This is a genomic window from Erythrobacter sp. S57(2025) (assembly GCF_057365055.1).
On the sequence record NZ_CP200299.1, the window covers coordinates 1,484,974 to 1,501,586 of the forward strand.

Here is a 16,613-nt window from a genome sequence, read left to right on the forward strand (position 1 = left end):
AGTCATTCAACCTGATAACGAACCCTTATGGTGAAATTCCCACTTGCGGCAAACGCGCCTGTAGGATTCACTCGGAAGTCAGTGACAGCCGTATCGCACCCCTCGCCGTCATCGACAGGCGTGTACGAGAATGTCGCGCCACCATCATCGGAGAATTCAACATTATCGCCGGTTGAGCCAAGGCTGGCGAAACTATAGGTAAGATCTGAATTGCTTCCGGGATCAGCGAAGATGATTGGACCTGCGCTGCGAGAAATCAGGCACAGCTTCGCATCAGCCGGGCCATCGTCCCAGACAACCACGGAATCGGGGTCTGCGGCGGTGGGTCCTGTGTTGGATACAGTAATCAGGTACTCGACAATTGCCCCAGGGATTGCCTTTGGATTGGTGCTTCCGTTCACGGGGTCTGAGAGGATCGAACTGATTTTGCTCACATTAAGCGTTGTGAACGGATCGCAAACCACGATGTCGTGAATGCTTATTCCTTGCTGGCCAGGGTTCGTGGGAGCTGTGGTGTGGTTGCCATATCGTATGACAATCGTGTCCACCGTCCCGGTAAATGTCACAACGACGTTGCCAAAAGGATCGGAATTGCCAGAGCCACCGTCGCCAATGGCCGTGTTGCCGCTCACAAAGTTTACGTTTCCGTTTGTAAGCGTGGGGAGGACAGTAACTCCGCCATTGGTGCCGGTGACTTCAACACGGTCTGCGAACTGGTTTGCACCAAAATCCACGTCGAATAGTGAGAACTGCAAACCGGTAAACGACCTAGGCAGGGTAATTGTGATGGTGACTTCGCCAGATTGGTTGGTTTGGTCGGCCAGCATGTGAAGGCTGTCTTCTTCTGGAGACAGCCCACCGCCATAGTAGTCAAAGACCGTAGGCGTTTGCCCGCCAAAGTCAGTGTCGCTCAAGAAAGCTCCGTCGTTTGACAATTGGAAGCGGATGTCACCAAAACTGGCAAACGCATAGGTGTTATCGGTGGAACCATTCGTCCAACCAGAAATAGTATCCCAATCAAAGACTGAGAAGCCCGCCGGGCATGTAAGTGCTGGTGGAATACCTGGCGCGCGGCCTGATTGAACAATGAAGCTAGAGGAGGCGAAATCGTCTTCGGTTGTGCTGCCGTTATTGACGGTTGAATCGCGGTCGAACTCATTCGCAGCGATGATTTCGGCGCTGTTGGTCACAGTGTTCCCAGCTGCCGCTGACACCGTTCCGCTGATCGTCAAGCTAGCACTCTCACCAGGGTCAAGATCAGGCACTGTCCAGTTCGAGTTCGCGGAGTTAAATGCCCCGTCTCCGGTCGCCGAACCAAAAGTGAAACTGGCCGGAAAGGTGTCGCGAACTACAATTCCGGTTCCCGAATCAAGTGAATCCGCGTTGTTTGTGACGGTTAGTCGCCATGTCACAGTTCCGCCTTGCAATGGCGGAGAACCGATCAGCGACTTTGACAGCGATAGGTCGGCGCCAGGTGCGAAATAGGCTAAATCGGAAATGCCGATAAACTGGCCTGTGGGGTTACCTGTGCCTGTATAGCTGAAATAGACGATTTGGATACGACGAACCGAATTGGTTCCAAAGTCGAAATCGACATCGCCATCAGTTGTGAACTGATTTGATGGAGAGGTGCCGCGCCAGCCGTTCAAAACGCTATCATTTGTTCGCGTTACCGCCGACCCGATGCTCCAAAGCGAGTTATCGTTCGCTGCATTGGTCAATCCTCCGGACAAATCATCGTCAAAGAAGACTTCAACCGCGTCAGTATTGGTCCCGGTGTCGACATCGCTCAGTGAGAATTGCAGGCCAGTCACGGCCTGGCTGAGTGTGATTGTGATAGTGACACGATCCAGCGGGTCGAATTCTGAGTTATCAAAATTGGCAAACAGCAAAGTGGTGCCGTCACCGATCTGCCCATTAAAATAGCTTAGAAAGTCACCTGCAAAACTGGCATTGGTAAAGGTTCCGCCACCAGAGGAGGTGGTACTAAAAGTGACTGTAGCGGTTGTGCCATCCGAGCCAGTAACAGTGGTTGGGCTGGGAACAGATCCTTGGCTCGGTACGCCCGCATCTACCCAATCCACGTCGGAGTCTTGCGCATGCGCAGAATTGGGGGCGAACAGCGCCAACATTCCGAGCATCGGCAGCAGAAGCAGCGCGAGAAAACGTTCAAGCGACCTGATCATCAGCGACCGCCAAGTCCCAAAAAGTCGAACGTATTGGTATCAAATTTGAAACGAACGGCAGCAAACAGCCCTTCATCAGTGTTTCGCGCGGCAGAGAAATCACCATCACGGAAGCCTTCAACATTGTAACCAACAGTCAGCAGCATGCCGTCCACCGGTACAAAACCAACCGTGGGCCCGTAAGAGAAGTTGGTGACGTTATCCTCAAGGTTTGCGCGGACCGTACCGGTTGCGCCGATTTCGAAACGATCGCCAATTCCGATGCGCACGTCTGCACCAGCAAGAACGGTAGTGCCGGAAAACTCGGTGCCTTCAAACTCATCAAAGTTGTAGCGGCCGCCAACGAACAAGGTGTATTCATCTCGGCGCGTTTGGTGATTGATCCCAAACTCGTCTTCATCCCAACCGCGCGGGCTCCAATTGGTTGACCAGCTCGCGACGACACGGCGTGAAACAGCATCACCATCAATATTGAGAGCGGTATTGCCAACAGGTGCATTCTGGCCAGCGATGCCGCCAACTACACTGTCGCTACGATACTCAAGCTTTCCGAGCATCGCGACTTCCGAGTGGTCAGGACGGTGGGCGAAAGCGACGCTTGCGTCAAAGATTTCTGTCGATGCGCCATTGTCATCATCAGCCCGTGTCCAAGTTGCGCCAGAGCCAACAATGCTGCCCTCACCCAATTGACGGATCGCGCCAAAAGTCACGCCCATACGGTCTGCCTGCTCGCCCACACGGTACTCACCGCGAGCAGTTACGCTCCAGCGATCCTTGCGCCATGCGGCACCTGCGGTGACGGCAGTGAAGTCTTCGAAACGCTGATTGCCGGTCAACTGACCACCGCTGGCCGCAGGCTGCAAAGTGTTCACTAGATCGAAATCGTCAGGAATGCCGTTCAGAGTGCGGTTGCCATCGATCGTTGCATCAATCGTCAGCTCAGGTGTCACTTGCAGCGTTTGTGCAAGACCGAAGGCTGCAAAGGTGCGGTTGCCAAACTCGCCGATCGTTTCCTGACCAACCGAAGTGATAATCTGGCCACCCTGCCAAGGAGTGGCCTCGATGCCACCACGCAATTGGCGTGAATCAATGTTTTCGCCATCAGCGATTTCATACGTGCCGACCAAACGCACATTGTTGGTGATCGCATAACGAGCGCTCAGGCGATGGCGTGCTGGCAGATCGACACTCTCAGCACTGTCCAGCGCGATTGAGCTTGCAGCTGAAAGTTCAAGCGAATTGTCGAGCAGACGCTGCGTAACGCCAGCTTCAAGCACGGTCGACATGTTGTTCGTCCCGTCAGCCAAGCGATCATTGAAGTGCGACAGGCCAAGGCGAAGGTCAGTGTTGCGGCGTGTGAGTTGCAACTGTGCCTGAGCAGCGCGGCGACGCGAGCTGTCAGTCAGACTGTCATCCTGGAACACACTACCAGTTAGGCTGAGGTTTTCAGCGAGGAATACCCGACCATCAAGGCCGAACTTGCGACGGCCAAGCTCCGCACCATTTTGCTGTCCGATCCCATAGTCAGCATCAAGCTGGCGAGCATAAGCTAGCAGATCAAGTTGACCGGTGCGGTGCTGTACTTCAGCGATCCAACCTGTTGCGGTCTGGCCTTCCGAGCGGCTTGCGGCGATCTCTGCGCGGATTTCGGTGTTGCTGCCAATTTCAGCGCGCAGGTCGATTGCGCCAATGTCCGTGCGTGGGCCTTCGCCTTTGTCAGTCAGGGCGTTGATACCGACGCGAACACGGCCATCATTGCTGGTCCAATCAACGCGTGCGCCAGCATTGAGCTCACTCGCACCGAGTCCATCAGTTTCATATTCAACCACAATGAATTGCGGGTTGAGAGCATCATCGCGGCTCAAAATTGGGCGTGAGAAGGTGATTGTACCTGACAGGAGATCAACATCGTAATCAATGAAGCGCGTCAGTCTTTGCGTCGATACGATCAGCTCTGAACGGAAGCGATCACGCACTTCGAGTGTGACACGCTCACTGTTTGCAAGGATTGAACGATTGCTGAGCTGATACGGGCCAGAAATGCCCTGCCCTTGAATCTCATCACGCTGAAGCCGGCTTGAGATTTCTGCTGCAAAACCCGTTGCCTTAACCTGTCCAAAACGAGCTTCACCGCGCAGGCCCGTTGCCGTGCGGTTATAGCGCGCTAGACGTGTCTGATCGAAAGCTGTCTCAAAATCGCCGTAGAGAGCGTAGAAGGTCGATGTCTCAATGCGGACATAAAGCTTTTCACGGCTCGCAGCATCAAAGCGGCGCGACGAGCCGTCAGCAAAGACTGTGTAATAGGCCTGTGGGTCAATTGTACCCAGGACACGCTGATCTTCGCGCTGCTTAGCGCTGTCATAGGCAAGCGTTAGCAGATAACGGCCAAGCACTCGGCCTTTGGCGTAAAGAGCCACACGCGCATCTTCGCCCAGGTCGCTGTCAAAACGGCCTTCGCGTTCCATGTTTTCTGCAACCGAGCGTGCTCCCACGGTACCTTCTGCAAGGCCGACAATCGTCCATTCAATATCGCCTGGCTCAATCCAGGTATCCAATTGCTGTTCACGAACCAATTCACCATCAGTAAAGTTGAAATCGAGACGTAGCGAGCCGCTGACCATGGTGGGAGCAAGCTCAATAAGAGCAATGCCGTCGGTACCCTGAACCGCCCAGCGAGCCGACGACGGCGCAAATCCGGTAAGCTGGTTCAACTGCTGCCGATCAAGAGCTTCAGCGCTTTCGTATGGCGCGTTCAGTGTGAAGTTGCCCGAGACACCTGCGCGAAGTGGCCGATCGTTACGGTCCAAAACGCGTACAGCGACAACAGGACGTGTGCGACCGTCTGCGACCAAGTTTGACAGCTCCGGTACCATCTCAACGCGAGCCGGCGTTGTGGTAAAGAACACTTCGCGATTGAAAGTCTTAGACACCATGCCGAAGCTGTTGACGATGTCCGCTTCCAACACAGTGCGCTCATTCTCGAGCAGAACACCACGCCAGGTGCTGACCGCAAACTGACCGCGGTCAGGGTTCAGAGTGCCATCAAAGTTCAGACCGCTCACCTCTTCACCATTGACCTTGAGAACAACACTCTGGCCACGACGGTGACGGATTGCGACACGGATCGCAGGAGCTCGAGGATTAGCAGTCAGACCCGGTGAAAGGAAACCGTCTTCGCCGTCGCCGAGTGCAATCCAGTCGGTGTTCGGCGCATAGGAGATCGGAGCGGCCTCTGCGGCCTCAGCCGTGCTTTCCAGAACGCCATTTGTGCTTAGTGTGTCTGCATCCAATTCAGGAGCACCGCGCTGCGTTGGCCCTTCTGCGATGGCATCCACTGCCCTTGCACCGGCGCCATCAGGGCGCGTCTCCGCATACTGAGCTGCATCAGCGAGAGCGGCCTCTTGCTGTGGAACAATCGCATGGAAATCGGCGACGATAAGGCTACCGCCTTGCCCGATTACAAAGCGTGAGCTTGCGCTGCCCGCATTGCGTGTGTCGCGGTGACAATCGACGAGCTCAGAGCCTTCAGGCAGTGTCATGCCTGCAACGGCAACCACATGTGTGCCCGGTACAACGCCCTCGAAATGATAGCGGCCATCAGCATCAGTGATCGCAAAACTGCCATCTTCCATGACCACACGAACGCCAGGTATCCCAGGTCGTGGATCATCCAGAGTACAGGGGCCAGCAGTGACGCGACCAATAATTGTCATGCGATCAGCGATACTGTCGCGTTCAATATCAACACTGGCGCTCGCACGGGCGATCCGACCAAGAGAATCGGTCACAAAAGCATCGTTCAGCGTGCGTCCGGGTGGCGCATCAGGGCGCACGGTCATTGCGTAGGTCACGCGGCGTGCTTCACCACCCGCAAGATCCCCCAGAGCCACGGTGAATTGGCGGCCATCAGGTGCAATATTCACCGAATTGGTTACTTCTTGACCGTCAACTCTAATTGTATCTGGGCGAAGGCGAAGGAATGAGGATGGCGTGTCCGTCAGCACGACATTTCGACGCGGACGCGACGGGTCATCATTTCGCGCTGTGATTGAATAGAACACCACATCACCGGGCTGCAGGCGGTCGCGCGAAGCAGTTTTGACTAGGCCGATATCTTCGCCTGGACGGTCCAATGGGATGTCGATTTGAACGGGTGTGGGATCAGTTAGCGTAAAGTTCCCACCAAATGATCCGTCAAGGATCACAAAACCACGGCCATCGGGGCGCCTTAAGCGCTCCAATTCTTCTCTGCTCACGACGGAAGGCGCCGTGTATGGATCAGGCGGCGTAATCTCTAGGCGATATGTGCCAAGGAAGGTCAGCGGGAACCAAAATTCACCCGGTCCCATATCGGTCACATTGCCTGCGCCATCCGTAATAGTTTGGCCCGAAATAACTGTTGAAGGCCATGAAGTGACGCCATCTTCGGCAAAGACGGTGGCGGGCTGACCAGTGGCTACGTCAATCAGTGTGACGATCGCGCCGTCGACAGGCTGACCAGTCTCGCTATCAAAGACAACACCAAACGGATCGGCGAGAACCTCGACCTGCGTTTCGACCAGAACGGTGGTGTCACCAGGAAGCGTCGCTGTGATCGCGATTTCAGCGCCATCAACAATACTCAACCGGCAATCACCTTGCTCGGGAGCGGGAGGCATGCGGACAGTACCCATTTGGCCGATGAAAATACCGGTATTTGGACCTGTTTCGAAAATTGTCTCGATTTCACGGTCACCAGTGGAAGTGGTGATCTCGATATCAAGCTGGTCGACCGCGTTTGGATCGACATTGGCTGCAAGTGCAGTGACCTCAAACAGCACTGTCTGACCTGCGCGCACGGTGTTGGTCAGTTCAGCCATCCCGTTTTGCGGCGTCAGAGCGACATCAGAGGTTCCATTACCCGTACCACCCTGCGTCCCTTGCCCGCTTGCCGCACAAATAGGTGCGCGGAAAGTAAGCTCGGTGTCCCCCGACGACGCAGGGCGAAATGTACGAATTTCTGGAGGAGGAAGCGTAACATCAAATGTCACGAGATTGGACGTTGTCTGCACCGGACGTCCAACGAACTCGTAAGTGGCTTCAGCAGTATTCTCAATGGTGCGGATAACCTCAGGCGAATTGCCATCACCCGCATCATTTGTTTGGGCGTATGCCCCCTCTCCGGCCACGCCAAATGGAGCGAGCACTAACGAAAGTGCCGCTCCAAGACGCTTGAGAGAGGGGGAAACACGCAAAGTTCTAAATCCTTGTTCTAAATCGACTTATTAATCGATTGTGACTTGGAAATAGACAGACCGCGACGTGCTTGCCGGAACGTCGGCAACCAGCGCAAGGATCTGATCTTCGCCGCTTGGACCAGAGGCCGAGCTGAACGAAGCGTCACCGCCATTTTCATCGACTCCGCCTGAGCAATCGCCATCAGCGTCGACAAAGATTGGATCGCTAACCGTAAAGGTTACATCCGCTGGCAAGTCATCGGTTATATTTACCGCTGTTGCAGTCGCGGCGCCGGCGGCGTTCGATACAACGATGCAGTATTCAATAACTGCGCCCGGAATTGCTTTCGGGTTTGTTGTGCCGTTTACTGGATCGCTAACGATGCTGCTCGACTTGGCTACGGAGAGCAGCGCCGCTGCGACTTCGTAGGTACCCGTGTCCGAGAATGCGCCATCGTTTGCAGCATCTGTGTCACCTGCTCCGTCTGCATAGACTGTATCAACACCAGTGGTGTTGGCATCTGAGCTAGTCGAAGGCGTGATGGGTGAACCATCATCGTTAAGTGCGCTTGCTGTCAGTGTGACATCATATGTCTCACCATTCTCTGGGTCGAGATTGAAATCTGCAACGACCAATACGCTGCGAATTTCGTCTTCTGCCATATCGTCGAGAACAGTGATTGGGCCTGCTGCGATATCGTTCGCATCAAGAGTACCATCATCGTCGATATCGAGATAAATCTCGAACGATCCTGGCGTCAATGTGCCGCCGCCATCGAGTCCAATATCCCCTGATCCGCCTGTGCCACCGGTCAGTGCCGCTGCAAGGTCAAGGTCAAGAGCATCGTTCGACAGGTTTTGGACATCAAAATCCAAGACAGCATTGTCTTGGCCCGGTGACACTGATGTGTTGCCGGTCCCTGTGAAGTTCACGACTACGTCAATCCGACGGTCAACCGTAAAGGTATCACTGTCAGTGACTTCGGTTTGTGTTTCGCCACCGACCTCATACGAGACCGATACGTTGTTGGTGATCGTATCACCTGCGGTCGTTCCGACCGCCAACGCTGGCGTGCTGGACATAGCAATTAACGCTACCGCGCTAACCGCACCCAGCAACTGGGAGGTACGTTTCATTGTAGTGGTCCTCTGCGTGTGCCCCGCGACTTGAAAACCGCCCACGAGACTTGGCGGCTATCTCCCCCTGTTGAGGGATGATTTGGTGAATTTGCTCAGCGAATGATGGCCGGATATTCGAGCCGACCAGTTTCGCCAGGAGCAATGGAAGGGATTACCCAACGGACATGCGTGACATCTGCATGGACCGCGGAGCGCGTGGCTGTATCTTCGCCGGTAACGCTGAGAGCGCTCAGCACGCCCCAGGTCTCTCCGCCATCGACCGACACAGTCAGATCAGAGGGAGCATCAGGTGCAAGGCGAACGGCGCTTGGCAGCGGGTTTGTGACGACGAAGTTTTCGACCGCTTCAGCGCCGTTATTTGCGTAATCAGTTCCGAAAATCAGACGGTCGCCGGGAACGATTACGTTTGGCTCGACAAGTTTTGTGCTCTCCGTGCCATCTGCATCCACCGACGTCTCAACAGCCATAACGTCGCCAGAAAGCGAGACGGGGCTCTGTGCGAAAGCAGTCGCAGGCATCGCCGCAGCCGAAAGGGCGAGCAAGGACATGAGCATTTTCTTGAACGTATTCATATTCTTAGTTCCTCAGATCGAGTCAATCGATGGCGACATCGAACGTGATTGTGTGGATGGTGCCGCCAGCAACTGTGCCCAGTTCGACCGAGATGCCGGCCGTATTTGAAGCCTCGCCAGCATCATCACCGCTGGCATCAGTTAGGATGGCGCTGTCGAGTGTTAGGGAACCGGGCAAATAGGTTGTGTCGTCTGGAATGACGTCGGTCACGTTAAGAGCGTCGACGGATCCGCTGCCTGCGACCGTCGCAACAATCGTAAAAGTCGCGATTGAGCCGGGAACCGCGCTATCACCACCAAACGGATCAACGACGCTGACTGATTTTGTGAGATCAACCGACGTGATACCGACAATCAGTGTGCCCGTTGCGCTGTCATCTGCGCCTGTTGTCCCGACAATCGCATCGCCGCCATCAACACCTTGTCCTGTAAACACTGTGCCAGGTGCACCCGTGCCGGTTACCGCTTCGGCGGTGAGCTCAACATCGCTCGCATCTCCATCAGAAACGCCTGCGGGCACTTCGACGATCACAAATACCCGCAATGCTTCGTCCGCAGCCAGAATTTGCGTAGTCTCTGGCGCGGTCAGAATGTCGTCGACACCGGGATCGTAGGTACCGTTGCCATTTGTATCGACCGCAATGTTTGTCACGGTGGTGTCAAAGTCATTGCCAGCAACCGTAGGGTTTGCCGTCAAGGTGTAGGCTTCTGGGCCGTTCCCTTGGTTAGTCACCTCAAATGTGAGGATTGCCTCGCCTGGCTGGGCTCCAATTGGTCCGCTATCGAGCGAGGTCACGGTCACATCGATCAATTCGTCAACACGGACTACAACCGTATTAGAATCAACGCTTTGCGGCCCATCCCCATCGTCGTAGGTGGCAGTCGCGGTGTTCTCAATCAGCGTGCCTGCGCTAACCCCATCGGCGTAAGCAGGTGCGGAAAGGGTGAACATCGCCACAACGGAGGTGGCAAAAAGCGAGTTTTTGATCTTTTGCGTATTCATACATACGGCGAATACAGATCAATGGTTATCAAGCCGTTAGCAAACGGGCAAAAACCCCAGAGTTCTGCGGTTTTTGATACATGTGTTTACAAGAAGTTATAGTTAACTGGAGAGACGGGTCGACGCCGATTGATGCCGGAAATCGGCGAAAATCCGCCGTTTTCTTACCGCATGGTCAATTGCGCTCTGTTTCTCGTTAGCCCGACGCTCACAAAGGAGGCGTTGCGGGAAAAAAGCTGAAGCAACCATGCCTTTTACGCCCAAAACCAGTCGAAACTCACTCTTCGACAAGGGCCAACAAAGCGAAGCTGGCCAGCCAATGCTCACCCATATAGTCTCCTGCAACATGAGGAAGAGCAGCCCGCAGGTGACTCTCAATCCGTTCTGTGAGTAGGCTGGAATAGTGGCTCGGCCTGATAGCCGTGCCAATCGCTTTCAAGCACCACGCACGGCTGAGGTTTAGACCGTCGAGATGAGCAATTTTACCGTCACTCCGGTCAGACACTATTGCCGGATGACATTCGCGCTCAAGCCATCCATTATCTATTACAAGACTCTGAAACCATGGCTGAAAGCTCCTATCCTGCATCACCGCGCTCATGAGTTTTGCAGCAATCAAAACAGGTGAGAGAAATTCGTCTCCACCAGGCTCCCACCCAGCGTAGTCGGACCTTCCCGCGAATGCCTGTTCTGCCCACGCATCAACACCTGTCAGCAGCATCGGATCGCGCAGCTCTGCCCATTCACGCGCCAGAACCAGCGCAAAGGCGGTATTGAAATGGGTGCCAACTGTGATGGGGTAAGTGAGTATGTTGAGATATTCTGCGAACCTGCTCGCAAATGCATTCGCCAAGGGCTCAAGCCGCCTTCCCCATTCGCGATCAGTATGGCGAGCGGCCTCATGATGAAGGTACAACAGCCAGCCCCATCCATAAGGACGCTCAAAACCGCGCGAAGATGGTCGCTCAAGATATTCTAGCTCAACGGCCAAATTCGCTTCGGAAAGAGTGTTCTCCGCCAAAGCGTCGATCTCACGGGCCTCTGAAAGTTCGGGATAAAGGCGCCGTATTGTCAGCAGCATCCACCAGGAATGTACGCAGGAGTGCCAATCGAAACTGCCAAAGAACGCCGGATGTAGAGCGCGGGGAGACATTGCGTCAGCATCACAATCCAACACGTGATCAAGCTTGTTCGGATACTCTTGCCCTACATGACCCAGAGCAATCCGTGCAAATTTGCGTGCGAGGTCTTCGGTCAACTCCACAGCAGGAACGCCCCCACATAGATGATCGCAACATTGCATGCCCAAAGCGGTATCGCTGTGCCTATTTGCTGGCGGATCACCCCATTCTGATCTTTCAACTCCAGGAGAGCAGCTGGCACGATATTGAAGTTTGCCGCCATCGGCGTAAGCAATGTGCCGCAAAAGCCCGCCAACATGCCCACGGCTCCGATTACCGCCGGATTGCCATCATAAGTTTCTACCAAGAGCGGAATTCCAATCGCCGCTGCCATTACTGGAAAAGCAGCGAAAGCATTGCCCATAATCATTGTGAATAGCGCCATGCCCAGCGCAAAAATAACCACAGTGAGAAATACACTGCCCTCCGGAATAGCACTGCCAGCGGCACCTCCGATGATGTCGCCAACCCCAGCAAGGGCGAACACCGCTCCAAGCGCAGCCAACATCTGTGGCAAGATTGCCGCCCAACCGATTGAATCGATTAGCCTTCGCCCTTCTTCGATAGGAGCCAAAGCTGGGGGCCTAAGCCATACCATTGCGGCCAATAATGCGATCAACGTCCCGGCACCGAAGAGGATCAAAGTTTCTCGACGAGGCTCAAAAAAGCCGGCTTCTGAGAGCGGTGTGTAATTGTACAGCAGCGTGCCAGCCACAGCTGTTACTGGAACAATCAAAGCTGGGATAAACAATAAGTTACCGAGCTTTCTTGAATCCGCTTCCCGCTCAGTATCGGTCGTCGTTTTTGGTGAACTACGCTTTAGGCCACCAGCCCCAGCGATCACTACAAGCAGTAGTACGATTATCCCATTGTAAAGATCAGGGAGGTGACTTCCTGCAAAGAAACTTGTCGATAGAAGCCCCCAAAATGCAGCATTTCCAATACGTTTGTCACGTAAGCTCAGAATTGACCAGAGGGCAAAGAAGGTGCCCGCTAACCAGTAGAGCCACTCATAGGTGATCATGATAATACACCCTCCACTGGCCGAGCTAACTTCCGATCGAGCGCCCGAATTCGCCAGCCATGGATGAAGAAAGCGCAGATGGCGGTCGGGATGGCCCACACTGAAAGCTCAAGTGGCGTTAGCGGATATCCATAACTCTCAAAAACACCTTGAATCAACAATATAGAAGCAATTGCGAAGAAGATATCTTCACCAAAGAACAGGCCGACATTGTCTGTGGCAGCGGACATAGCGCGGACCTTTTCACGCTCTTCATCCTCCAGGTCCCCATGTGTCATCTCAGCCGCTGCCACCGCCATAGGAGCTACAAGTGGACGCACAGCTTGGGGATGGCCACCTATATCCTTCATGCCTATCGCTGCTGTGACCTGGCGAAACAAAAGATAGATTGTCAGGAACCCACCCATCGTGGCTCCCTGAACTCCTTCGATCAAAGCTCTTGCCCGCTGCTGGAGTCCATACCTCTCAAGGAGACCTATGACGGGCAAAATCACCCAAGTTACAGAGATATAACGGTTGTCGTTGAAAGCCTTTCCTAAGGATTCAACGACGGAGACAAAATCAAATCCAGCGAGCAAGCCGGTTGCCAATGCTGCCGCGACCACAACCATCAAAGGATTGAATCGAAGCGCAAAACCGATCACCACCAGAGCTATACCCATAAGTGGCCAGTAGTTTGTCGCAGCTTCAGTCATGCGCCGTATCCTCCCCCGCCAGGCGTGTGGATCACGAACACATCACCGTTGTCCATTTGTGCAGAACCTGTTGCCCCGAGCTCTTCGCGCTCACCGTTGCTTCGCTCAACCCAATTTTTCCCTGCTTGCGCATCACCGCCTCCTGCGATCCCTCGCGGCGCGATTGTGCGGCGGTTGGCGAGGATATTTGCGCGCATCGGTTCAAGGAATTTCACATGCCGCTCGACACCGTCTCCCCCGCAGAAGACACCCTTCCCGCCGGAGCCTTCCCGAATGGCAAATCGCTCCAACCGCACTGGAAAGCGTGCTTCCAGTATCTCGGGATCCGTTAGCCGGCTGTTGGTCATATGCGTTTGGACAGCGCTAGTCCCATCATGATCTGGACCAGCGCCAGAACCTCCGCAGATTGTTTCGTAATACTGGTATTTCTCATTGCCGAAGGTGAAATTGTTCATAGTCCCTTGGCTTGGGGCTAGCTTTCCTGTGGCCGCGAACAGCGCATCGGTTACCGCCTGACTTGTCTCAACATTGCCAGCCACCACTGCAGCACCGGGCTGGGGGTTGAGCATCGAGCCCTCGGGAACAATTAGCTCTATTGGCCGCAAACAGCCGTCATTCATGGGAATTTGATCGTCGATCAGTGTGCGAAGAACGTAAAGCGCTGCGGCTCTAGTGATGGAGCGAGGAGCGTTGAAGTTGTCTGACAACTGGTCGCTTGTTCCAGAAAAATCGAAAACAGCGCTGCGATTTTCGCGATCAATGCTGACGGCAGCCTTGATCCGTGCACCATTATCCAGCCCATATTCGAACGCGCCATCTTCAAGATGATCAAGGAGCCTTCGAACACTCTCCTCAGCATTGGCAATGACGTGCCGCATATAGGCTGCGACGACTTCTCCACCTTGATCATTGGCTGCAGATGCCAATAATTCAGCGCCCCTTGTGCACGCTGCCAATTGCGCTCTTAGGTCGGATAGATTTCGATCAGGCGCACGGGCCGGATACCTCCCTTTTGCAAGAATATCTCGTACCGTTTGCTCTTGAAAAACGCCTTCATCGACCATCAGAAGGTTATCAATCATGACACCCTCTTCCTCGATTGTGCGGCTTTCAGGAGGCATCGAGCCGGGGGCTATGCCACCGATGTCAGCATGGTGGCCGCGGGCCGCGACAAAGGCATCGGGATCGTTCCCTTCACCATAGAATACAGGCACAATTACTGTGATATCAGGCAAATGAGTGCCGCCACGATAGGGATCGTTCAAGACATAGGCGTCACCGCGCTGAAAACCTCGACCATCGCGCTTGTCACCGCGTGCCTCTATCACTCTTGCGATACTATCGCCCATTGAGCCCAAATGGACAGGGATATGCGGCGCATTGGCGATCAACGCGCCTTGCACGTCAAACAATGCGCAGGAGAAATCGAGCCGTTCTTTGATATTCACCGAAGTTGCGGTCGATTGAAGCACGACGCCCATTTCTTCGGCAATCGCCATAAATAGGTTATTGAAAATCTCGAGCCGAATGGGATCAACATCGGTGCCGGCTGCCCTACTGCGCATAAATGCCTCAGCTCGAGTGAGAATGATGCTCCCCTCTTTCGCTAACTCAGCTACCCAACCCTTCTCAACCACTGTTGTAGAACCCGGATCGATGATCAAGGCGGGTCCTCGCACCAGTTCGCCTGTTTAAATCTCTCCGCGCGCCAGTGTCCGCCAACTGCCAGATGCCTCAAAATCGACGCCGCTTGTATTGATCGGCTCAGCGGCAATTCCGCCCGAAACACCCAGGGCCTCCACACTCAAAGCTTCGATAATGATCGGTGCATTGTCATCAGAATAGCCAAATCGTTTGCGGTGAAGAGCGCGAAATGCCTGATCCATGCTTGCAGCATCTTCGCATTCCAAGGTGAGCATTAAATCGCTCCCCTCAAACCTTAACCTTGCGCGGCGCTCGAGCGAAATTCTCGACGCCTCAATTCCCTGCGCCAATAGCGCGTTGGTAACTTCCTCCTCCAACTCACTCAACGCATGCGAAAAGTCGCCTTCTAAGGGTTGTAGAACGCTTACCTCACGGATCGCCTTTATCGGAGCAAGACCAATGCCATAGGCTGAAAGCATGCCGGCAAGCGGGTGAACGAGCACCGTTTCCATGCCAAGCTCATCGGCCACTTTGCAAGCGTGTTGCCCACCTGCCCCGCCAAAGCACTGGAGCGCATAGGTGGTTACGTCATGCCCTCTGGCAACCGAGATCTTTCGGATCGCATTCGCCATGCTGTCAACGGCAATGGCGAGAAAGCCGCGCGCAATTTGCTCGAGCGATTTGGGCTCAGGTAGTGCAACAGCAACCGCTTCGAGCGCGGCCTTTGCAGCCAATGGATCAAGGGGCTCATTGCCATTCGGACCGAATACATGGGGGAAAAATGCCGGATCAATCCGTCCCAAAAACAGGTTGCAGTCGGTGACTGTCAGTGGGCCACCTTTGCGATAACAAGCCGGGCCAGGGTCAGCTCCAGCGCTGTGAGGGCCAACTCTGAAGCGCGCGCCATCAAAACTACAGATTGAGCCTCCACCTGCTGCAACCGTGTGAATTTGCATCATCGGGGCCGCCACTCGGACGCCTGCGACCACGCTGTCGCCAGTCAACTCATATGCGCCTGCGTAATGCGCTACATCCGTGCTGGTGCCGCCCATGTCGAAGCCTATCAGCTTCGAATGCCCTAGCGCTTCACTGGCAGCGACCATCCCTACGACGCCTCCTGCTGGCCCCGAAAGGATTGCGTCCTTTCCCCTGAACGCGCCAACTTCAGCAAGACCGCCATTGGACTGCATAAAACGCAGTTGTCGTGCTTCCGGCAACTGACTGCGAAGCGTGTCCGTATAACGCCGTAAGACAGGCGAAAGATAGGCATCAACCACCGTTGTATCGCCGCGCGGGATAAGCTTGATCAGAGGGGCAACCTCATGACTAGTGCTGACCTGCGAAAATCCGCTTTGGCGAGCAATCTGAGCTAGTTTTTTCTCGTGCGCACGATGTTTCCAACCATGAACAAACACGATTGCGAGCGCGTCAAAACCATCTGCCCGCAGTGCCTCCAATTCTGAGCGTGCCGCTTCTTCGTCAATAGCGACCAAGACTTCACCACCAACGCCCACACGTTCCTCGATTTCAATGACCTGAGCGGGAAGTTGTTCTGGCAGCACAATGTGCCGTGCAAAGATCTCTGGCCGTGCCTGAGTGCCAATTCTCAATGCATCGCCGAACCCTTTGGTGATTGCGAGAGCTAGGCGCTCGCCTTTTCGCTCGAGCAGGGCGTTAGTTGCCACTGTGGTGCCAATGCGCAGCTCATCAATCGCGCCTTCGCCATATTCCTGCATCAAATGTCGGACGGCTTCGCTTGCCGCGTCGACATAGTGACCGGGATTTTCTGACAATAGCTTATGCGTCACCAAACGCCCATCCGGCGTTTCTGCAACAACATCAGTGAAGGTTCCCCCTCGATCAATCGCGAAGCGCCATGCATCCATGACTTGCGATAATCCTTCGTTGCATCTGTGGGGCACGCCTACTTGTTGCAAGCGCGCTCGCCTGCG

8 protein-coding genes and 1 pseudogene are annotated in these 16,613 nt (G+C 54.6%); all 9 read right to left on the reverse strand.

Annotated elements, in window-relative coordinates; translation table 11 throughout:
* Window positions 1–2: 2 nt before the first annotated feature.
* Window positions 3–2,186 (reverse strand): DUF11 domain-containing protein, encoded by a 2,184-nt coding sequence (locus AC0V6N_RS07200; RefSeq protein WP_486170899.1) that lies wholly within the window; start codon window positions 2,184–2,186, stop codon window positions 3–5.
* A complete protein-coding gene (locus AC0V6N_RS07205) occupies window positions 2,186–7,372 on the reverse strand; it encodes a TonB-dependent receptor (protein ID WP_486170900.1) in 5,187 nt (1,728 codons plus the stop codon). Before AC0V6N_RS07205 ends, AC0V6N_RS07200 begins: the two co-directional genes overlap by 1 nt.
* A 78-nt stretch (window positions 7,373–7,450) precedes the next feature.
* On the reverse strand, window positions 7,451–8,539 hold the full coding sequence (locus AC0V6N_RS07210; protein ID WP_486170901.1) for a hypothetical protein: 1,089 nt from the start codon (window positions 8,537–8,539) through the stop codon (window positions 7,451–7,453).
* Between the two features lie 95 nt (window positions 8,540–8,634).
* Complete coding sequence (locus AC0V6N_RS07215) at window positions 8,635–9,114, reverse strand: hypothetical protein (protein WP_486170902.1); 480 nt, start codon at window positions 9,112–9,114, stop codon at window positions 8,635–8,637.
* 22 nt (window positions 9,115–9,136) lie between these two features.
* The gene (locus tag AC0V6N_RS07220; protein WP_486170903.1) at window positions 9,137–10,117 is read right to left on the reverse strand and encodes a hypothetical protein; all 981 of its coding nucleotides are present in this window, start codon (window positions 10,115–10,117) and stop codon (window positions 9,137–9,139) included.
* 277 nt (window positions 10,118–10,394) lie between these two features.
* Window positions 10,395–11,381: a DUF2891 domain-containing protein gene (locus AC0V6N_RS07225; RefSeq protein ID WP_486170904.1), complete on the reverse strand. Its 987-nt coding sequence runs from the start codon at window positions 11,379–11,381 to the stop codon at window positions 10,395–10,397.
* A complete protein-coding gene (locus AC0V6N_RS07230; RefSeq protein WP_486170905.1) occupies window positions 11,372–12,322 on the reverse strand; it encodes a DUF979 domain-containing protein in 951 nt (316 codons plus the stop codon). Before AC0V6N_RS07230 ends, AC0V6N_RS07225 begins: the two co-directional genes overlap by 10 nt.
* Window positions 12,319–13,017 carry a DUF969 domain-containing protein gene (locus tag AC0V6N_RS07235; RefSeq protein ID WP_486170906.1) on the reverse strand — a complete coding sequence of 233 codons (699 nt, stop codon included), beginning with the start codon at window positions 13,015–13,017 and terminating at the stop codon, window positions 12,319–12,321. Before AC0V6N_RS07235 ends, AC0V6N_RS07230 begins: the two co-directional genes overlap by 4 nt.
* Window positions 13,014–16,547: pseudogene (locus AC0V6N_RS07240) on the reverse strand (hydantoinase B/oxoprolinase family protein). The gene AC0V6N_RS07235 and the pseudogene AC0V6N_RS07240 overlap by 4 nt, the downstream one beginning before the upstream one ends.
* Window positions 16,548–16,613: the final 66 nt, after the last annotated feature.

What these genes read in the sequence shown, in the direction of transcription:
- AC0V6N_RS07200 (WP_486170899.1), bottom strand. Translation starts at nt 2,186, where the DNA reads ATGATCAGGTCGCTTGAACGTTTTCTCGCGCTGCTTCTGCTGCCGATG.
- AC0V6N_RS07210 (WP_486170901.1), bottom strand. Translation starts at nt 8,539, where the DNA reads ATGAAACGTACCTCCCAGTTGCTGGGTGCGGTTAGCGCGGTAGCGTTA.
- AC0V6N_RS07215 (WP_486170902.1), bottom strand. Translation starts at nt 9,114, where the DNA reads ATGAATACGTTCAAGAAAATGCTCATGTCCTTGCTCGCCCTTTCGGCT.
- AC0V6N_RS07220 (WP_486170903.1), bottom strand. Translation starts at nt 10,117, where the DNA reads ATGAATACGCAAAAGATCAAAAACTCGCTTTTTGCCACCTCCGTTGTG.
- AC0V6N_RS07230 (WP_486170905.1), bottom strand. Translation starts at nt 12,322, where the DNA reads ATGATCACCTATGAGTGGCTCTACTGGTTAGCGGGCACCTTCTTTGCC.
- AC0V6N_RS07235 (WP_486170906.1), bottom strand. Translation starts at nt 13,017, where the DNA reads ATGACTGAAGCTGCGACAAACTACTGGCCACTTATGGGTATAGCTCTG.